16 protein-coding genes and 1 pseudogene are annotated in these 21,251 nt (G+C 35.9%); 11 read left to right on the forward strand and 6 right to left on the reverse strand.

Going from position 1 to position 21,251, the window contains the following annotated elements; all coding sequences use genetic code 11:
- Positions 1 to 67 precede the first annotated feature (67 nt).
- Positions 68 to 2,293, reverse strand: a pseudogene (locus ACYIAL_RS00570) (Tex family protein); the annotation flags it as partial.
- 44 nt (positions 2,294 to 2,337) lie between these two features.
- On the opposite strand from ACYIAL_RS00570, the gene greB reads away from it, so the two are divergent.
- Both greB and ACYIAL_RS00580 read left to right on the forward strand, forming a co-directional pair.
- A complete protein-coding gene (gene greB, locus ACYIAL_RS00575; RefSeq protein ID WP_174795962.1) occupies positions 2,338 to 2,823 on the forward strand; it encodes a transcription elongation factor GreB in 486 nt (161 codons plus the stop codon).
- Between the two features lie 123 nt (positions 2,824 to 2,946).
- Positions 2,947 to 4,050 (forward strand): YcbX family protein, encoded by a 1,104-nt coding sequence (locus ACYIAL_RS00580; protein WP_483750677.1) that lies wholly within the window; start codon positions 2,947 to 2,949, stop codon positions 4,048 to 4,050.
- Here ACYIAL_RS00580 and ACYIAL_RS00585 read toward each other — a convergent pair.
- On the reverse strand, positions 4,040 to 4,612 hold the full coding sequence (locus tag ACYIAL_RS00585; protein ID WP_202984912.1) for a cell division protein ZapC: 573 nt from the start codon (positions 4,610 to 4,612) through the stop codon (positions 4,040 to 4,042). The genes ACYIAL_RS00580 and ACYIAL_RS00585 overlap by 11 nt on opposite strands.
- Positions 4,613 to 4,892: 280 nt before the next feature.
- On the reverse strand, positions 4,893 to 6,371 hold the full coding sequence (ilvC, locus tag ACYIAL_RS00590) for a ketol-acid reductoisomerase (RefSeq protein ID WP_483750678.1): 1,479 nt from the start codon (positions 6,369 to 6,371) through the stop codon (positions 4,893 to 4,895).
- A 173-nt stretch (positions 6,372 to 6,544) separates the two neighbouring features.
- On the opposite strand from ilvC, the gene ACYIAL_RS00595 reads away from it, so the two are divergent.
- The 7 genes from ACYIAL_RS00595 to ruvC all read left to right on the forward strand — a co-directional run bounded on the left by ACYIAL_RS00595 (position 6,545) and on the right by ruvC (position 11,841).
- Positions 6,545 to 6,781, forward strand: a complete 237-nt coding sequence (locus ACYIAL_RS00595; RefSeq protein WP_483747113.1) for a YhdT family protein — start codon at positions 6,545 to 6,547, stop codon at positions 6,779 to 6,781.
- A gap of 7 nt (positions 6,782 to 6,788) precedes the next feature.
- On the forward strand, positions 6,789 to 8,240 hold the full coding sequence (gene panF / locus ACYIAL_RS00600) for a sodium/pantothenate symporter (RefSeq protein WP_483750679.1): 1,452 nt from the start codon (positions 6,789 to 6,791) through the stop codon (positions 8,238 to 8,240).
- Complete coding sequence (gene prmA, locus ACYIAL_RS00605; RefSeq protein ID WP_483750680.1) at positions 8,215 to 9,081, forward strand: 50S ribosomal protein L11 methyltransferase; 867 nt, start codon at positions 8,215 to 8,217, stop codon at positions 9,079 to 9,081. The genes panF and prmA overlap by 26 nt, the downstream gene beginning before the upstream one ends.
- A 36-nt stretch (positions 9,082 to 9,117) precedes the next feature.
- Positions 9,118 to 10,125: a tRNA dihydrouridine synthase DusB gene (gene dusB / locus ACYIAL_RS00610; RefSeq protein ID WP_174795956.1), complete on the forward strand. Its 1,008-nt coding sequence runs from the start codon at positions 9,118 to 9,120 to the stop codon at positions 10,123 to 10,125.
- 7 nt (positions 10,126 to 10,132) lie between these two features.
- Positions 10,133 to 10,429: a DNA-binding transcriptional regulator Fis gene (gene fis, locus ACYIAL_RS00615; RefSeq protein ID WP_065639234.1), complete on the forward strand. Its 297-nt coding sequence runs from the start codon at positions 10,133 to 10,135 to the stop codon at positions 10,427 to 10,429.
- Positions 10,430 to 10,609: 180 nt separating this feature from the next.
- A complete protein-coding gene (locus ACYIAL_RS00620; RefSeq protein ID WP_483747114.1) occupies positions 10,610 to 11,353 on the forward strand; it encodes a YebC/PmpR family DNA-binding transcriptional regulator in 744 nt (247 codons plus the stop codon).
- Positions 11,353 to 11,841 carry a crossover junction endodeoxyribonuclease RuvC gene (ruvC, locus tag ACYIAL_RS00625; RefSeq protein ID WP_174795954.1) on the forward strand — a complete coding sequence of 163 codons (489 nt, stop codon included), beginning with the start codon at positions 11,353 to 11,355 and terminating at the stop codon, positions 11,839 to 11,841. Before ACYIAL_RS00620 ends, ruvC begins: the two co-directional genes overlap by 1 nt.
- Positions 11,842 to 12,035: 194 nt before the next feature.
- Here the strand turns inward: ruvC and ACYIAL_RS00630 are convergent, their stop codons facing one another.
- The 3 genes from ACYIAL_RS00630 to ACYIAL_RS00640 form a co-directional block, all read right to left on the reverse strand.
- The gene (locus ACYIAL_RS00630) at positions 12,036 to 12,683 is read right to left on the reverse strand and encodes a LemA family protein (protein WP_483747115.1); all 648 of its coding nucleotides are present in this window, start codon (positions 12,681 to 12,683) and stop codon (positions 12,036 to 12,038) included.
- A gap of 480 nt (positions 12,684 to 13,163) precedes the next feature.
- Complete coding sequence (locus ACYIAL_RS00635; protein ID WP_174795953.1) at positions 13,164 to 16,367, reverse strand: efflux RND transporter permease subunit; 3,204 nt, start codon at positions 16,365 to 16,367, stop codon at positions 13,164 to 13,166.
- Positions 16,368 to 16,386: 19 nt separating this feature from the next.
- On the reverse strand, positions 16,387 to 17,595 hold the full coding sequence (locus ACYIAL_RS00640; RefSeq protein WP_483747116.1) for an efflux RND transporter periplasmic adaptor subunit: 1,209 nt from the start codon (positions 17,593 to 17,595) through the stop codon (positions 16,387 to 16,389).
- Between the two features lie 402 nt (positions 17,596 to 17,997).
- Here ACYIAL_RS00640 and zipA point away from each other — a divergent pair, with 402 nt between their 5' ends.
- Both zipA and ligA read left to right on the forward strand, forming a co-directional pair.
- Positions 17,998 to 18,927, forward strand: a complete 930-nt coding sequence (gene zipA / locus ACYIAL_RS00645) for a cell division protein ZipA (RefSeq protein WP_483750751.1) — start codon at positions 17,998 to 18,000, stop codon at positions 18,925 to 18,927.
- A 229-nt stretch (positions 18,928 to 19,156) separates the two neighbouring features.
- Positions 19,157 to 21,187, forward strand: a complete 2,031-nt coding sequence (gene ligA, locus ACYIAL_RS00650; protein WP_483750752.1) for an NAD-dependent DNA ligase LigA — start codon at positions 19,157 to 19,159, stop codon at positions 21,185 to 21,187.
- The last annotated feature ends 64 nt before the right edge of the window (positions 21,188 to 21,251 follow it).

A 21,251-nucleotide genomic window follows, 5' to 3' on the forward strand; every position in this document is an offset into this window, starting at 1 on the left:
TAAACGCGGCAGCAAATGCATTACCCATCGCATTATTGACGCTAGACGATGTATGCGTTTTTTGAGTATTATTGACGCTCCCTTTATTAATAGATTGACGATTGTCAGCTTTCGAAATAGCAGGATCATTTAACCGCATTGATAAAGCGATACGTTTGCGTGGAATATCAACTTCAATCACTTTCACTTTAACAATATCACCAGCTTTTACCACTGTTCTTGGATCGTCAACAAACTTATCTGAGAGTGCCGAAATATGCACTAAACCATCTTGGTGCACCCCAATATCCACAAAAGCACCAAAGTTGGTTACATTGGTTACCGAACCTTCCATAATCATGCCAACTTTTAGATCTTCCATCGTTTCGATATCATCAGCAAATTGAGCGGTTTTAAATTCAGGCCTTGGATCACGTCCAGGTTTATCGAGCTCTTTAATAATATCAGTTACAGTTGGAACGCCAAAATGGTCATCAACATAATCAACTGCGTTAAGCGATTTTAAGTAATTTGTATCACCTAAAATCTCTTTTAATGATTTATGATTTTTTTCTAAAATTCGCTCTACGACAGGATAAGCCTCTGGATGAACCGCTGATGCATCAAGTGGATTTTTACCATCCATAATCCGTAAAAAACCAGCACACTGCTCAAATGCTTTAGGACCTAAGCGTGATACTTTTAATAACTGCTTACGGTCGGTAAATTGTCCATTTTCATTACGCCAATCAATGATATTTTGGGCAATCACTTTATTAAGTCCAGCAATACGTGCAAGTAGCATCATTGAGGCGGTATTCAAATTAACACCAACGGCATTTACACCATCTTCAACAACTGCATCAAGTTTTTTAGCTAACTGAGTTTGGCTTACATCATGCTGATATTGACCCACACCAATTGATTTAGGATCGATTTTAACAAGCTCTGCCAATGGGTCTTGTAAACGCCTAGCAATAGATACCGCACCTCGAATCGATACATCAAGATCAGGAAACTCTTGCGCCGCAAGTTCGGATGCTGAATACACTGACGCTCCAGCTTCGCTAACAATCACTTTTTGCGCTTTGACCTCTGGGTATTTTTTTTGAACATCAAGGTAAAAACGCTCAGTTTCGCGCGAAGCCGTACCATTGCCAATAGCAACTAATTCAACTTGGTATTTGATACAAAGCGCTGCCACCATCATAGCGGCTTTATCGGCTTGCCCAGTATGTGGATAAATTGTTTCAGTCGCAACTAATTTGCCAGTTGCATCAACAACCGCTATTTTGACCCCAGTACGTAACCCTGGATCCATACCCATAGTCACTTTCATACCCGCCGGAGCTGCCATTAACATATCATGCAAGTTGGCAGCAAATACATTAATCGCTTCTTCTTCGGCGCGTTCTCGTAATGTTGTCATTAATTCAGTTTCCATATGCATTAAAATTTTAATGCGCCATGTCCAATTAATAACGGCTTTGCGCCATTTATCCCCTGGCTGATCATTAAAATGAACACCTAAATATTCAGTGATAATTTGTTCACAATAACTTTCTTTTGGTGGCTCTTCAAATTGTGGATCGGCATTTAACGAGAGCAGTAAATAGCCTTCATTTCGCCCTCGGAACATAGCTAATGCACGATGAGATGGAACTTTAGAAATAAGTTCGCTTTGCGAAAAATAATCTCGGAATTTTGCCCCCTCTTCTTCTTTGCCACTCACCACTTGTGAAACTAAATGAGCGTTATTCCAAAGATAATGGCGTACTTTTGCCAGTAATGTCGCATCTTCAGCAAATTTTTCCATTAAAATATAACGCGCACCATCTAAAGCTGATTTTGTATCAGTAATACCTTTATCTACATTGAGATATTTTTCTGCTTCGATTTCTGGATTTAATGCAGGATTTTGCCATAAGTCATCGGCAAGTGGTTCAAGACCCGCTTCAATGGCAATTTGACCGCGAGTACGGCGCTTAGGTTTATATGGCAAATAAAGATCTTCAAGTTCGGTTTTACTCAACGTTGATACAATACGTTCACTTAATGCTGGCGTTAATTTACCTTGATCTTCAATGGACTTTAAAATCGTTTTTTTGCGATCTTCAAGTTCACGTAAATAGCTTAATCGGCTATCAAGAGTACGTAATTGGGTATCATCAAGCCCACCTGTTACCTCTTTTCGATATCGAGCAATAAATGGAACAGTACTGCCTTCGTCTAATAATTGAATCGCAGCTAAAACTTGTTCTGGTTTTACTATAAGTTCACCAGCTATAATATGACTAATTTGATTATTTATCATGGTATCTCTGAATATTTTGTCAATTAACGGAATTTATCTTCAACATGCAAAAAGCTAATTATATAACAAGAGAAGGCTATTTAGCACTCGATCGTGAACTAAAATATTTATGGAAAGAAGAAAGACCTAAAGTTACCCAAGCAGTATCGGATGCAGCTGCGCTTGGTGATCGCAGTGAAAATGCCGAATACATCTATGGCAAACGAAGGTTAAGAGAAATCGATAGACGAGTTCGTTTTCTAACCAAACGATTAGAAACACTGACAATTGTTGAGCCAGACCCTAGACAAGAAGGCAAAGTATTTTTTGGTGCATGGGTAAAATTAGAAGATGAAAATGGAAACTTATATGTTTATCGCATTGTAGGAGCGGATGAGTTTGATCCTAAAAAAAATTGGATATCTATCAACAGCCCTGTCGCAAGAGCACTAATAGGACATAAAGTCGATGATGAAATAGCCGTTATCACCCCAAATGGCAAAATGTTTTATTATATTGTAGGGATTAGCTATACTGACTTTGCCTCTTAAGTTGTGTGTTTCAAATTAAACAATCATGGTTTTTATTACTCTTAATCTGACATTCTATTGTCTATAAAATACGAGTAATTAAGTATATAATCATACCAATATTTACCATTTACTTAAGGGATTATGATTTCCGTCAATCAATTATACATCTATCCAATCAAATCGATTCAAGGTATAGAACTTACTAAAGCAAATACGGTCGATGGTGGCTTTGAGTACGATCGTATTTTGATGATTAGCGAGCCTGATGGTACATTTATTACAGCAAGGCAGTATCCACAGTTATTAAAACTGAGTGCTACCATTATTGGTAGCGAAGTCCATATTTCACATCCATCAACTACGCCAATCAGCCTTAATCTTGATGAATTTTCAAGTTTACAAGAACCAACAGAAGTTTGGGGAAATCATTTCACTTCACAAATTGCTCCTATAAGAGTGAATCAATTTTTTAGCCATATTCTTCAAAAAGATGTCCAACTGCGTTGGGTTGGGTATCAATTATCACGCAGAACAAAACGCTACCCAGAAGTGCCCGTTAGTTTTGCTGATGGTTATCCTTATTTGTTATTAAACAAAGCTTCATTTGATTATTTACAACATCAATGCCCAGAAAAACTCGATATTAGGCAATTTCGGGGAAATATTATTATCCATGGTGCACTACCTTTTGCTGAAGATGGTTGGAAGACAATTAAAATTGGCGAGGTGATTTTTGATATCGTTAAACCTTGTACTCGATGCGTACTAACAACAATGGATGTCAATTCTGCAAAACCATTAGCCAATAATGAACCGTTGAAAACATTACGTTATTTTAGAGCTGATGAACAAGGTCAAATTAATTTTGGTATGAATATGATTGCCCGAAATCATGGAATAATCTCAGTTCATGATAAAATAGAAATATTGGAAAGGCAAATAGCCAAAAACTATATTAAAACCTTTCCACCAGAAACAAAACGTAAAACACAACTTTGTACAATCACTTTTGAAGGAAAAACCATTAAAGGTAATAATAAGCAAACTATTTTAGAGCAGTTAGAACAGCATAAAATAGCATTACCTTATTCTTGTCGTTCGGCTGTTTGTGGACGTTGCTTAGTTATTTTGAGAAAGGGAGAAATAAGCGCATTAACTCAGTCAGCTGTAAAACGCAATAATCGAATTTTAGCTTGTAGTTGCGTTCCTAAAGGAGATATTATACTTGAACTAATCAAGAAATAGCTTTAAATTCAAAATTATCTAACACTGGTATTTGTGCAATTAATTTTTCCTCTACAGGCTTTAATCTATCATTCATCACCTTAATTGCTTCAGAAAACATAAACGTTTTGCTCATAGCAACAAAAGAAGGTTGCGCAATAATACAAAGCGAAGCATTTTCACCCGCCTCGACAATCATCAAATAAACCTTTTGCCCACCTTCTTGCAAACTTACCTCGACAACATCTGCGACTTTTGGAACGTATAGCATTGGCTGTTGAGAAAAATACCAGCTCTTGGGCATTTGAGGTTTTAAAAAATTAGCTGCCACAATCGCATTAATGGATAATTCAATTTTTTGTGCATCAGTCAAATCAAGTAACTGGCAACCATCACGAAATTGGTAATAAGACGTTGCATCGCTAACAGAAAATGAAAATTCACCAAAAACATCAGGAATTAACATTTTACTTGGATAACAAGAACGGAATAGCATTTCAGATGAAACTTCAAGCATTAGGCTATCGTATTCGCTGTCAAAATACCAACGCCAACAATCAGTCGGCCGAAAAGCCATTTTCATTGATATATTATCCTCGTCAATTAAATTAAATTAAATTTATTCAAAAAAATAACATAAATTAGTTAAAAAATAAATATAAAGTTAAAATAAAAATAGCTTAATTATTTAATTTTTAAATATTTTAAAGTTCAATCTAAAAGTTCAAAACTCTCTAAGTGGAATCTAATTTAGATCGATTTAGATAGTTTGATAGGATTTTTTATGCTAAAACAAACACTTTCTTTAAAATTTTAGACATAAAAAAGGTGCTTTTCAGCACCCCTTTATTTATAAATCACTGTTAGCTTGCAACATTAATACGTTTCATATCAGTCATATAACTACGTAGTTTACGGCCGATTATTTCTATTGGATGATTACGAATTTCTTCATTCACATCGCGTAATTGTGCATTATCGACGCTATCTTCAGGAATTGCTTTACCAATATCACCTGATTGTAATATTGGCATAAATTTTTCTCTTAATAGCGGTACAGCGGCATTAGCAAATAGATAGTTACCATATTCAGCTGTGTCAGAAATTACTACATTCATTTCATATAGACGTTTACGCGCAATGGTATTAGCAATAAGTGGTAACTCATGTAACGATTCATAATAAGCTGATTCAGGTAAAATGCCAGATTCAAGCATAGTTTCGAACGCAAGTTCAACACCAGCTTTAACCATTGCAATCATAACTACTCCCTGATCAAAGTAGGCTTGTTCATCAATTTTACCTTGATATTCAGCGGCTTTTTCAAATGCAGTTTCGCCAGTTTCTTTACGCCATTTAAGTAGGTTAACATCATCATTTGCCCAGTCTTTCATCATGGTTGATGAAAATTCGCCAGATATAATATCATCCATGTGCTTACGGTAAAGATCCGTCATAATCACTTTCAAGTCTTTTGCTAAAGCGCTTGCCCTTAATTTAGCTGGATTTGATAAACGATCCATCATCAAGGTAATTCCACCTTGTTTTAACGCTTCAGTGATTGTTTCCCAACCAAATTGAAGTAATTTACATGCATAAGCAGGATCGACACCATCTGCAACCAATTTATCAAAGCAAAGTAACGATCCGGTTTGTAACATACCACAAAGTATTGTTTGTTCACCCATTAAGTCTGACTTAACTTCAGCAACAAATGAAGATTGTAAAACACCAGCACGATGTCCACCAGTGGCCGCAGCCCATGCTTTAGCGATTGCTAAACCCTCACCTTTGGGATCGTTTTCTGAATGCACAGCGATCAGTGTCGGTACCCCAAAGCCACGTTTATACTCTTCACGCACTTCAGTCCCCGGGCATTTAGGTGCTACCATAACAACTGTGATATCAGAACGAATCTTTTCGCCCACTTCAACAATATTAAAACCATGAGAATAGCCTAGTGCTGCGCCTTGTTTCATTAGTGGTTGGACTGCTTTTACAACTGCTGAGTGCTGTTTATCTGGTGTTAAGTTAATAACAAGATCTGCTGTTGGAATTAATTCTTCATAACTTCCTACTTTAAAACCATTTTCAGTCGCCTTTTTCCATGATGCTCGTTTTTCAGCAATAGCTTCTTTACGTAATGCATAAGATATATCTAAACCTGAATCACGCATATTAAGACCTTGATTAAGACCTTGTGCTCCACAACCAACAATAACAATTTTTTTACCTTTTAAAAAGTGAGCTTCTGTTGCAAATTCATCACGAGCCATAAAACGGCACTGACCTAATTGTTCTAATTTTTCGCGTAAATTGAGTGTATTAAAATAGTTTGACATTATTCTCTCCAAGAGTTGAGTTATTCATAATCGACTATCAATCACTATATAGTACTTTTTATATTGCGAAAATTGATATATTTAAAATACAATATTGCATAAATTGCAACAACCTTGCTAAGTTAAGTACTTTCTTTTAATCTAAGCCACCCTCAATTTACCAATCAATCAATATGGATACTCGATATAAGCAAGCTAATAAAGAAGCTAAACTTTCGTTATTGTTAACTTTTATTTATCTTCTTGGATGGATTGTTTGTGCTTACTTTGTTAGCGATAATATAGGATTTTTAGGTCTTCCATTGTGGTTTGAACTATCTTGCATCATGGTACCTTTCGGTTTTGTATTACTTTGTTGGGTGGTTGTAAAATTTCAATTCAAAAACATTTCATTAGAACAAATTAAGTGATAAAACAATGCATTTGGATATTATTGTACCGCTTGTCATCTACCTTATTTTCGTGTTTGCGTTATCAATTTATGCATATATGAAACGCAAAAAGGTAAATCAATTTACTGATTACTTTATCGGTAATAGAACCATGGGTGGATTTTTACTAGCCATGACATTAGCTGCAACTTATATTAGTGCCAGCTCTTTCATTGGTGGCCCAGGTGCAGCCTATAAATTTGGTCTTGGTTGGGTATTATTGTCGATGATCCAAGTCCCAACAGTACTACTTTCACTTGGTATTTTAGGCAAAAAATTTGCCATTTTAGCGCGTAAATATAATGCAATAACCTTAAGTGACATGCTTTATGCTCACTATAAAAGTAAAGCCATCGTTTGGTTGGCTAGTATTGCATTAGTTGTTGCTTTTATTGGCGCTATGACAGTACAGTTTGTTGGTGGTGCACGATTACTGGAATCATCTGTTGGCATTTCTTACGATATCGGATTATTGATTTTTGGTATTGGTACCGTTATTTATACCGCTTTTGGCGGCTTTAGAGCGAGTATTTTAAATGATGCCTTCCAAGGTCTAGTAATGATAATTGGTGCTATCTTACTATTAACAGCGATTATCTATGCTGGTGGGGGTATAACAGCAATTATTCATCGTTTAAATGAAATCGATCCTGCACTACTCACACCACAAGGTCCTAATAATTTTATGGACTTTCCTTTTATGGCATCATTTTGGGTTTTAGTCTGCTTTGCCGTAGTTGGTTTACCTCATACAGCGGTTCGTTGCATGGCGTACAAAGATAGTAAAGCCGTACATCAAGGCATTATCATTGGTACGATTGTTGTCACAGTCATTATGTTGACCATGCACCTATCTGGCGCACTTGGTAGAGCGATTATTAGTGATTTAACAGTTCCAGATCAAATCGTTCCTACCCTAATAATTAACATCATGCCACCATTAGCGGCCGGTATCTTTTTAGCAGCTCCGCTTGCCGCAATTATGTCAACAATTAATGCCCAGTTACTACAAGTTTCATCAGTGATCATTAAAGACCTATTTTTAAGCATGAAGCATAGCAAAAGCTATAGTGATAAAATGTTAACGCGCATATCTGTTATCATCACCTTTATTTTTGGCGGATTACTTATTTTAGCAGCTTGGAATCCACCTGATATGATTATATGGTTAAATTTACTTGCTTTTGGTGGGCTTGAAGCCGTATTTTTATGGCCATTAGTGCTTGGACTTTATTGGAAAAAAGCCAATTCAACAGGTGCGTTATGTTCTATGTTTGCCGGCGCAATAAGCTATATTTTATTGGCGGCTTATAATATAAAGCTTTATGCTTTTCATCCTATTATCCCATCCTTAATTATTGGATTGGTGGTGTTTATCATTGCCAATATGTTTGGTAGCGCAGGAAAAAATTATGCCTTGGATTCAACTCAGAATTAATACAACTAACGATCATGCCGAAAAAATTAGCGAACAATTAGAAGAGTCAGGAGCTGCATCAGTCACGTTTCAAGACACTTATGATAATCCTGTTTTTGAACCATTACCAGGCGAAACAAAACTTTGGGGTAATACCGATGTCATTGGCCTATATGATGCTCAAACGGATATCAATGAATTAAAAGCTATACTAAATCTTGCTCAATATTCTTATAAGATTGAACAACTAGAAGATAAAGACTGGGAACGTGAATGGATGGATAACTTTCATCCTATGCAATTTGGTAAGCGACTTTGGATTTGCCCAAGTTGGCGCGATGTACCGGATGCAAATGCAGTCAATGTTATGTTAGATCCTGGTTTAGCTTTTGGCACAGGCACTCATCCCACAACTGCATTATGTTTAACTTGGCTGGATAGTTTAGATCTGAAAGATAAACTAGTAATTGATTACGGTTGTGGGTCTGGTATTTTGGCAATTGCAGCACTTAAATTAGGCGCAAAGCGAGTAATTGGTATCGATATTGATCCTCAAGCCATTCAAGCTAGCCGTGACAATGCGCAGCGTAATGATGTCAGCGAAAAGTTAGAACTTTATTTATCAAACGATGTCCCTGATAATTTACAAGCTGATATTCTTGTTGCCAATATTTTAGCCGGTCCATTAAAAGAACTTGAACCACATATAAGCAAATTAGTAAAACCTCAAGGTAAGCTAGGCTTATCGGGTATTTTAGCAACTCAATCACCAAGTGTTTGCATGGCTTATAAACCTCATTTTACATTAGATCCTGTTATTGAACAGGAAGAGTGGTGTCGCATCACTGGTAAAAAAATTTAAAAAAATAACGTTACCCCCTTTTAAGTTAGAGAAAAAATGCGTAATATAGCCGGCCTTAATTTGCTTAACATTGGTGAAATTAAATTAAAAAATAATTTAATTGCTGCGCCAATGGCTGGAATCAGCGATAAACCATTTCGTAATTTGTGCTATCAGTTTGGTGCTGGTATGACAGTTTCAGAAATGTTTTTAGCAAATTCGGATGTTTGGCATACCGATAAATCAGCTCTGCGGATGGTTGCAAGCGAGGATATTGGTGTTCGTGCAGTACAAATTGTTGGTTCTGATCCCGACGAAATGGCTAGAGCTGCAGAATTTAACGTCAAACATGGCGCTCAATTGATTGATATCAATATGGGATGTCCAGCTAAAAAGGTCAATAAAAAATTGGCAGGATCTGCTTTAATGCAGTATCCAGAACTTATTAAAAAAATTTTGCAGAAAGTTGTCGGTGCAGTTGATGTTCCGGTAACATTAAAAACGCGGACTGGATGGAATAAAGATCATAGAAATTGCATAGAAATCGCACAAATTGCACAGGATTGTGGCATAAAGGCAATTACTATTCATGGACGAACTCGTGCTTGCTTATTCAATGGTGTGGCTGAATATGACTCTATTAAGGCAGTTAAAGAAAACGTTACGATTCCTGTAATTGCCAATGGGGATATTTGTACACCTGAACAGGCAAAAGATGTTTTTCAATATACGCAAGCTGATGCTATAATGATCGGCCGAGCGGCACAGGGGCGACCTTGGATATTTGAAGAAATTGCATTCTATTTAACACATGGACAGTTAAAAAATAATAAAACTATTGATGAAGTAGAACAAGTTGTATTGTCACATCTTGATGAACTTTATCAATTTTATGGAGAATACAAAGGATTAAGGATTGCCAGAAAGCATGTAAATTGGTACACCAAGAATTATGCTGACAGCGATCAATTCAGGCGCTTATTTAGTGTACTTAGCAATACAAGTGAGCAAGTAAACACTCTAAAAGCATTTTTTAGTCAAATTAGAAACAACCCAAAGAGTTAAGAATACTATGTCAGAACAACGCGTTACAGCTGCAGCACTTAAATTTACAACTGTAAATTCTCAGGACCAAATAACACAAAAGCCATTGCGAGATTCCGTAAAGCAAGCTTTAAAAAACTATTTATCGCAATTAAATGGTGAAGATCCTACAGATCTATATGATTTAGTGTTAGCTGAAGTTGAACATCCATTCCTTGATATGGTTATGCAATATACCCGTGGTAATCAAACCAGAGCTGCAAATATGCTTGGTATCAACCGAGGTACACTACGCAAAAAATTAAAACAATATGGAATGAGTTAATTAACTATTATTCCATTGTTAATATGACAAAAAAGCGCCTTTCTGTAAGGCGCTTTTTTGCTGATAAATAAAAACTTTAATGAATCCTTCATAAAATGAATAAAGATATTGCTAATGAATTTTTCATAAAAGTTTGCTAGAATACGGTGATTTTTTCAATTATTTAATCTGGAGAATTTTATGGCAGGTCATAGTAAATGGGCCAATACCAAACACCGCAAAGCAGCACAAGATGCAAAACGCGGAAAAATCTTTACCAAAATTATTCGTGAGTTGGTAACAGCAGCAAAACTTGGTGGTGGCGATCCAGCGTCAAATCCACGACTACGCGCTGCAATGGATAAAGCATTATCGAATAATATGACTCGAGATACCATGAATCGAGCCGTTGCTCGTGGTGTTGGCGGTGAAGATGATAGCAATATGGAAACGATTATTTATGAAGGCTATGGTCCCGCAGGTACAGCTGTCATGGTTGAATGTTTAAGTGATAACCGAAACCGTACGGTATCAGAAGTGCGTCACGCCTTTACTAAATCAGGTGGTAACTTAGGTACTGATGGCTCAGTTTCATATTTATTCACTAAAAAAGGGGTTATTTCATACCCTGTTGGCACAGACGAAGATAAAATCATGGACGCAGCACTTGAAGCAGGTGCTGATGATGTTGTAACTTATGATGATGGTGCTATTGATGTATTTACTACACCAGAAACTTTTGGTGAAGTTAAAGATGCACTTGATGCAGCAGGTTTAGTTGCCGAAGCGGCTGAAGTATCTATGATTCCATCAACAAAAGTGGATCTTGATATTGAATCTGCACCAAAGCTATTACGTTTAATTGATATGCTTGAAGATTGTGATGATGTTCAAGAAGTTTACCATAATGGTGAAGTTTCAGATGAGGTAGCAGCAACACTCTAATGGCCATTATTCTTGGCATCGATCCTGGCTCTCGTTTGACGGGTTACGGCGTAATTCAACAAACGGGACGTCAACTCACTTACCTTGGCAGCGGATGCATTCGTACTGCAGTTGATGATTTACCTACCCGTTTAAAACGCGTATATGCTGGTGTTGGTGAAATTATATTACAATTCCAACCAGATATGTTTGCTATTGAACAAGTGTTTATGGCTCGTAATGCTGACTCCGCATTGAAATTAGGCCAAGCAAGGGGAGCTGCAATTGTCGCAGCAGTTAATAATAATCTACCTGTTTTTGAATATGCTGCTCGTTTAGTTAAGCAGTGCGTAGTAGGAACAGGCGCTGCCGATAAAAAACAAGTGCAACATATGGTCAAATTATTATTAAAGCTACCGGCTAGTCCTCAAGCCGATGCTGCCGATGCTTTGGCCATAGCAATAACCCATGCCCACACCAGTCAACAGCTGATAAAGTCTCGTAAGTAAAATTTGAAGAATTTCAATGTTATCTGATTATTAGGGAACACAATTGTTTCAACTAATCGAAAAGAGCCATAAAATACTTTTATAATATTTTCACAAAAAGTAGTAAAACAGAGCTAATAATATATTTGCTTTACAAATTTTTACCTACATACCTTTTTATTATTTTTCAACAACAAAAGAAGCTAAGTATAATATTATTGATTAGTATCTTGTTGATTAGTTTCTTCACTATTACGATCTGTTTTTCCTTTAATTTTCTTAATATTTTCAGTTGCAACAGATGCCATTCTTCCCATTGTATCTCTTAGGATTTTTCCATCATCAGTTTTAAATGAAGTAAGTTGTTCTATTCCATTCTCATCCACTTCAAAATACGTAGCTTCAACAAATCCAAATTTGCTTGCATAAAATAAATGAGGAATACTCCCACGAGTCGAATTATAGATTTGAACAGCTGCATTGTACGCCTCTCTTCTTTTTAAGATAGTATTTTCAATTTCATCAAGTTGCACCATTAATTGTTGATAGGTTGAGTTTGCTTTTAAATCAGGAAAACGGTTAGCTAACATTTGAACATTGCCTATAACGCGAGAAGTTTCAGAGGCAACAGCATTTGCACTAGCAACTCCATCACTCTCAGTAATATTAAAATGAGTTAGCTTCTCGTGATCACCATAACTAGACGCTATATCAGACAATCTTTGTGCTATATCATGTCTTTTCTTTATTGTCACATAAATATTTGATTGCTTCTGTTTTACATTTTCAGCTAAACCTCTTAGTTTGTTGTATGAAAAGAATAGCCAACCTAAAATTAGGATTAAGATAAATATTATTAACATATTTGAGTACCTTATTTATAAATAAGTTTCTATAATTAAAATGTTTGGCATCCTCCATTCTTCAATGGATAGAAGAACATCAATGAAATTTGACTGCTGTTAATTTACCTTTGATAAACCACTATTAATAATATAAATATTTAGTTTATATTCTCGTCGAAAGTATACCATATACTGATTTTATTTAGCTAATATCACACAAATTATTATAAGCTGTTCAACGTAACACTGAGTCTTTAATTTATTAACTTATTATAAAATAACAATTTATTGTAATATGGTTATATCCAACCCTCAATTACTTTATGCAAAGCATAAAAATGCGCTAATCTCAAATAGCGCATTTTAAATTCAATTATTTTATTCTAAAGCTATTATAAAAATAATCGGCTCAATTAAGTGTAAAAAATATTTTTGTTCATCCTTATGCATAGCAAAAGCTAGATAGGTATAAGCGTTTTATATTAATTTACATATAAATCATTTAAGCGTATTTTTCCTACTTAATAGAACTGGTTTATTTTTATGCTTCGTAAATAGTTTTGTTACAAATAAGAAAAACAATGGTACATAAAATATAGCTAAAAACGTTGCAGTTAACATACCACCAATTACACCAGTACCTACTGCATTTTGACTTGCAGAACCTGCTCCAGTATTTAATGCCAATGGTAAAACACCTAGAATAAAGGCAAATGAAGTCATTAAAATTGGACGCAATCGTAAACGACAAGCTTCAAGTGTTGCATCAATTAACGATTTACCTTCTTTTTCAATCGCATCTTTGGCAAATTCTACAATCAAGATAGCATTTTTGGCTGATAGCCCCATTGTTGTCAATAACCCCACGATAAAGTAAATATCGTTATCAAGACCTCTAAACATCGTTGCAAACACAGTACCTAAGATTCCAAGAGGAATAACAAATAAGATCGAAATTGGCACAGTCCAACTTTCGTATAAGGCTGCTAATGACAAGAACACCACAATAATTGAAACAATGTAAAGTGTCGTTGTTTGTGAGCCTGTTTGGCGTTCTTGATAAGAAATACCTGTCCAATCAAAGGTAAATCCTTTTGGCAAATTTTTTGATAATTCTTCCATCACTGCCATTGCTTGTCCAGAACTTAGACCTGGAGCAGCCGAACCGCTTATCTCCATTGCAGCCACACCATCATAACGAACTAGTGATGGCGAACCATAGGTTTTAGTCGTGGTAGCAAAAGCATCATATGGAACCATTTCACCATTTTTATTTTTCACATGCCAATAACTAAAATCATCTGGCAACATACGATATGGTGCATCAGATTGCAGGTATACTTTTTTAACTCGGTTATTATAAACAAAATCATCAATATAAGCAGAGCCTAAAGCTGTCGACAATACAGTATTTACTGAATTTACCGAAACGCCCAATGCTTGTGCTGCTTCAAAATCAACATTAATTTTGTACTGTGGAACATCTAGCATACTTCCAGGTCTAACTTGTTGTAGTTTTGGATGATGAGAAGCTTGCCCCAACATTTGAAAAAATGCACCTACCAATGCATCATGACCATAACTAGCCGTATCTTTTAGAACATAAGAAAAGCCATTAGCCATACCTAATGCAGGAACAGCTGGCAAGTTGGTAACAATTACTCGCCCTTCAGTTATAGTAGAAGCAAATCCCCAACCACTAGCAACTAAAGCATCAATTTTTTGATCAGCGCGTTTACGTTCACCCCAATTTTTTAAGCGAACAAAGCCAAGTCCCATGTTTTGTCCACGCCCTACCATGCTAAATCCAGCAACAGTAAATATTTCTTCGACAGAATCAGCTTTTTGCTCGGTATAAAATTTTGCAGTTTTATTTAATACCGACATGGTTTGTTCTAATGTCGAGCCTGGTGGTAACTCAACCATAACCAAAAGCACTCCCTGATCCTCATTAGGTAAAAATCCAGTGGGTAAACGGTTAAAACCAAAAATTAAACCAATAAGAATTAAGGCATAACAAACAAATGTAATCAATGGATAACGAATAACCTTAATTACGCCTTTTTCATAAGAACGTAATCCCTTTTCATAAAAATTGTTAAACCATTCGAAAAATTTTTTGGAACCGACAGAACACCAACTAAATGGCGGTATAGATTCTAATTTTTCACCTAGTGAAGACTTTCTTACTTTACTTTTAGATGGTGCTTTTAAAATCTGAACGCAAAGTGCAGGTGTTAACACAATTGCCATTAAGACGGATAATGCCATTGCAGTTACAATGGTAATTGAGAACTGACGATAAATTCCACCTGCGGCACCACCATAAAAAGCCATCGGCACAAACACGGCCGATAATACAACAGCAATACCAACCAATGCCGATGTAATTTGTTCCATCGATTTAACTGTTGCGTCATAAGGCGATAAACCTTCCTCATGCATAATACGCTCAACGTTTTCAATAACAACTATCGCATCATCAACCAATAAGCCGATAGCCAGTACCATCGCGAACATTGATAACGTGTTAATAGTAAATCCACAAATATACAAAATTGCAAATGTACCTAACAATACAACTGGTACGGTGATGGTAGGAATCAGTGTCGAGCGTAGGTTTTGTAAAAACACATACATTACAATAACAACCAAAATGATAGCTTCAACTAATGTGTGAATTACATTATTAATAGAAAGCTTAACAAATGGTGTGGTATCGTATGGGAAAGAATATTTAATATCTTCAGGAAAGATTTTAGATAACTCCACTAGTTTTTTATCGACCTTATCTGACGTATCTAATTGGTTAGCACCTGTTGCTAAATATACCCCTAAACCAGCTGAAGCATTACCGTTATAAAGCGAAATAAAGTTATAATCAGATGCACCAATTTCAACTGTGGCTACATCTTTTAATAAAATATTAGAGCCATCGGTATTAACTCGAACAAGAATATGTTGGAATTGTTCCGGTGTTTTTAAACGCGATTGTGCAGTAATTGTAGCATTAAGTTCTTGTCCGTCTGTTGATGGCAAAGCACCTAATTGCCCTGCTGTTACCTGAGCGTTTTGTGCTTGAATAGCAGCTATGATTTCTTCAATGGATAAATTAAAATAGGTCAATTTATTGGGATCAAGCCAGATGCGCATTGCATATTCAGAACCAAATAATTGTGTATCACCAACACCTTGCACTCGTCGAATTTGATCTTGTACTGTTGAATAAACAAAGTCAGCAATATCCGCTTGAGTTTTTTGTGGATTGGTTGAATAAAAACCAACGACCTTTAAAAAACTAGTGTTGTTTTTAGCAACAGAAACACCATTTTTCTGCACACTTTCTGGTAGTCGTGATTTAATGCTTTCAACTTTATTTAACACTTGCACCTGAGCAAAATCGGGATTAGTTCCAGGCGCAAAGGTTAACGTTGTTTGAACAACACCTTGTGCACTACTGGTTGATTTCATATAAATGAGATTATCTAATCCTGTTAAATTTTGCTCAATTAACTGAGTAACCGTATTTTCGATAGTCTGTGCATCGGCACCTGGATAAACTGCACTAACGGTAACGGCTGGTGGAGCAATATCAGGATACTGTTCAACAGCTAACAGCTTTATACATAACGCGCCTCCCAGCATCATCATGATAGCAATTACCCATGCAAAAACAGGTCTATCAATAAAAAACTTAGCCATAATTAAATCTACCCCTGTTTTATTTCACACTGTTTTTGATGATATTATTTAATTGCTCTTGCGAAAGTTTACCAGGATGTCCGACTTTCTCTACTTTCATAGGTGGTGTATCTGCTTTGGCGCTCTCGACAGAAGTTAAATTAAGTAATCCTGTAATAATAACCTCTTCACCAACGTTAATTCCTTTTGTAACAACCCAATAACCACCTATGCCAGTGTATACTTGGATATCTTGTCGATATTCCACTGTATTATCAGGCCTTAAGATTTTTGCGGTATATTGCCCTAACTTATTACTGGTAATTCCTTGTTGTGGAACAAGTATAGCATTTTTGATATAACCTAATGTCATTTGTGGCTTAACAAACATACCTGGTAAAATTTTGCCTTCAGCGTTTGTGAACTGTGAGCGCAACGTTACAGTACCCGTTGTTTCATTAACCGTCATATCAGAAAATTTCACACTGCCTGGATAAGCGTATTTAGAACCATCATTAAAGTATAATTCAACATTGTTACCTTTAACTGGTTCATAAATTACGTTTTCATCTTGAAGATATTTATTGTAGCGAGTAGCCGCTTCGGTCATATCAACATAAATTGGGTCTAGTTGTTGAACTAGGGCTAGTGGTGTTGATTGGCCAGCCGCAACTAATGCTCCCTCAGTAACACTTGACTTACCTATATATCCATCAATTGGCGAATATACTTTTGTATAGTCTAAATTCACTTTAGCGGTATGCTCTGCCGCTTGTGCAACTAATACAGCCGCTTCAGCCTGTTTAGCATCCGCCGCTGCTTTATCATAATCTTGTTGACTGATTGATTTAGTATTTAACAACCCAGCATAACGTTTAAGAGTAAGTTGTGCAATGTTTGCATTGGCTTTAGCACTAGCTACACTTGCAACAGCACTGTCATAATTAGCTTGGTAAATAGCGGGATCAATTTGATAAAGTGACTGCCCAGATTTAACATTCGAGCTTTCATCAAACTCTCGTTTTAATATAATACCACTAACTTGAGGTCTAATTTCAGCAATTTGAGACGCAACAACACGGCCAGGTAAACTAATCTTTAACGTGTAGTTTAATGGTTCAACTTTAAATACTGTTACCTTCGGTAATTGATTCTTACCGTTTTGTGATTTACCATTATCACAACTTGTTAATAAAAGTAGGCTGGCGCACGCCACGGGCAAGGCTAATAATAGCTTGTTAAATCTCATAAAAAATGACCTCAGTGAACTTAATCGTTATCTTTTTAAAAATAATAGTTTTTATTCAAACGTGACCAGAGATTTTACAAAAAATATGCATAGATTGTAAGTAACTTTACATGTTAATAGCACGGAGTTCTAAAAATTTGCTAACTAAATTATGATATTAAAAAAATATATTGATAATTATGAATATTGCCAGAAATCAAGTAATATATATTAATTAATTTTTAGTGCTATAACGTATCTTAAAGAAGATGTTATACTAAAGATCAAAGTGCGGTTGCTTTAATGAAGATTAATCTAAATTTTTAAAGAAGTTAAAATTTACATTGCTGTACTCCGTAATCATTTTTTTCAAAATATGATTGAATAATTTAGGTCTATATTTAATTTAATACAGAGATGGTTATTATGGATAATTTACGTATTGTTCTAATTGTTGTTGCATCCTTGGTCATTATTGCATTGCTCATCCATGGGTTTTGGATCAATAAAAAAGAACGTTCTTCACTTTTTAGTTCAGATAAAGAAGAAAAATTTGGACAAAACACTCAACAATCTCAAGACTTCGCTATGAATAGTATAGAAGAAGATGATGTAATTTTACTCAAGCCCAACACAATAAAAAATAATGAAAGTCTTGAAAAAAATAGAGTAATTAATGATGATGCCGTAGAAGAACAAGAAAATGTACCTCAACAAGTAGATCTATTTGTTGATAATGATAGCCAACAAGAAGTTAATACTGATACGGAAAAAGAACCTGTTATCAACGTTAATCGTGATCTTTTTGAAGATGAAAAATTAGACGAAAAACAACTTGATTTAACCCAAACAACAAAAGAAAACCAAGTAAATACTGATAGCGAACCCCAGCCTAATGACAAATCTAAAAAGCCAAATATTGACGACAAGCAATCTACTACTGAAATTATCGTGTTAAACATCACAGGCCTTAACGGAAAACTCCTACAAGGAGACGTATTACTTGCTAGTATTATGCAATCAGGTTTTCAATTTGGTGACATGCGGATTTTCCACCGTCATGTGGATCCTGCTGGTAATGGTCCAACATTATTTAGTTTAGCCAATATGGTCACACCAGGCTATTTAGATCCAGAAACAATGCATGAATTTACTACACCTGGCGTATCTATTTTTATGATTGCACCGACTGAGGGTAACAACCAACAAAATTTCAAATTAATGTTACAAACAGCACAACGCATAGCGGATGATGTTGACGGTGTCGTATTAGATGATGAACATCACATGCTGACACCACAAAAAATCAACAGTTACAAAGATCGCATTAAAAAAGCCTGTAACGAGATTTAACCGCGATATTTTCAATAAAGTTTTAACAAAATTCCACCAACTTAGGTTGGTGGTTATAAATAGATATTGCTGTAAAATATTTACTTAAATGATTTAATTTATCTATGCATTATTTACAGTTAGATTAATGCAATTGTAATGATATTCCCAAAACCTACGTTTTAATTAAGAGCCTATTATCATGTCACTATCGAATAAAAACGAAAATTCAGCAAATTTATCTGAATCGATTAAAGATATAACAGAACAATTGACCTCACTACGAAACCTAATTAGGCACCATGAGTACTGTTATTATGTACTTGATACACCCGAAATTCCCGATGTTGAATATGATAAACTAATAAAACAGCTGCAAACATTAGAACAACAGCATCCAACGCTTATTACGCCCGACTCACCAACCCAACGAGTTGGTGGTTCACCATTAGCACAATTTGCATCTATCAAACACGAAATGCCCATGCTATCACTCGATAATGTGTTTGATGATGCTAGTTTTATTGCATTTAATAAAAGAGTTAAAGATCGGCTTCATTTAAGTGACGCTGAACATGTTGAATATTGTTGTGAGCTCAAACTTGATGGACTTGCCGTTAGCCTACTTTATGAAAATGGCCACTTTATACAAGCTGCCACTCGAGGTGATGGCACAACAGGAGAAGACATAACAGCAAATGTAAGAACCATCAAAACAATTCCACTAGTTCTAAGGGGCAACAACATTCCTGCTCGATTAGAAGTCCGTGGTGAAGTATTTATGACACATAAAGGCTTTGAAAAACTCAACACAGAAGCCGAAAAGCGAAACGAGAAAGTATTTGCCAATCCGCGTAATGCTGCTGCTGGATCATTAAGACAGTTGGATCCTAAAATTACCGCAAAAAGACCTTTAACATTCTTTTGTTACGGTGTGGGTATTGTCGAAGGCACTACGTTACCTAATACTCACTATGACCGCTTAATGCAATTTAAAGCTTGGGGATTACCGGTTAGTGATAAAGTTCAAAAACGTCAAGGCGCACAGGCTGCTTTAGATTATTTTAAACAAATTGGCGAGCAACGTATGTCGTTAGACTTTGATATTGACGGTGTGGTTATCAAAGTTAATAGCATTGAACAACAAAAAGAACTTGGCTTTGTTGCTCGTGCACCAAGATGGGCAACTGCATTTAAATTCCCTGCTCAAGAGGAAATCACACAATTAAACAAGGTAGACTTTCAAGTTGGACGAACAGGCGCAATTACACCAGTTGCAAGACTTGAACCAGTTTCAGTCGCTGGTGTTATTGTTAGCAATGCGACATTACATAATAGTGATGAAATTACACGATTAGGCATTCGGGAAGGCGACTATGTTACAGTACGCCGAGCAGGTGATGTTATTCCTAAAATTGTTGCTGTCATATTGGATAGAAGACCTGCGGACACAAAAGAAATCATATTCCCAACTCACTGTCCTATTTGTGGATCACAAATAGTGCGAGACGAAGGCCAAGCTGTGTCGCGTTGTGCCGGCGGACTAATTTGCCCAGCACAACGTAAAGAAGCCTTAAAACATTTTGTTTCAAGGCGGGCTATGAATATTGATGGTATGGGGGATAAAATCATTGAACAATTAGTGGATAAAGATTATGTCAAAACCCCAGTAGATCTTTATAAACTTAATCTACCAACACTATGTAGTTTGGACAAAATTGGCGAAAAATCTGCCAATAATTTATTAAATGCATTAGAGGCATCCAAAAATACCACATTAAGCCGTTTTATATTTGCGCTTGGAATTCCAAATGTAGGAGAAGTTACTGCCGAAAATTTGGTTAATCAACTAGGTAGTTTATCGGCAATCGAAAACGCTTCACTTGAACAATTACAAATGGTAAACGATATTGGCGTCGTTATTGCCGAAAGCATTATAGACTTTTTCCAAGAACCACATAATCGCAACGTAATAGATCAGCTAACTAGCGATAAAATTGGCATTCACTGGCAAGATGTTAATCCGCAAATACAAGCAACCGATACAAACTCACCCTTTTCAGGTAAAACTATCGTATTAACCGGTACTTTATCGATTTTAACCCGTGATGAAGCCAAAAATAAATTAAAGCAGTTAGGCGCAAAAGTAACAGGCAGTGTATCAAAAAATACCGATCTCGTGATTGCTGGAGAAGCCGCTGGTTCTAAACTTACTAAAGCCCAAGAACTGGGAATAAAAGTTATTGACGAGCAAGAAATGGTAAATTTACTTGCCGAGTAAATATAAAATCCATTGGTACTTATTAGCAGATTGATTAGAATAACAAGCAAAAAACAAGGAGGAC

The sequence above is a fragment of the Gilliamella sp. X-57 genome (assembly GCF_057063565.1).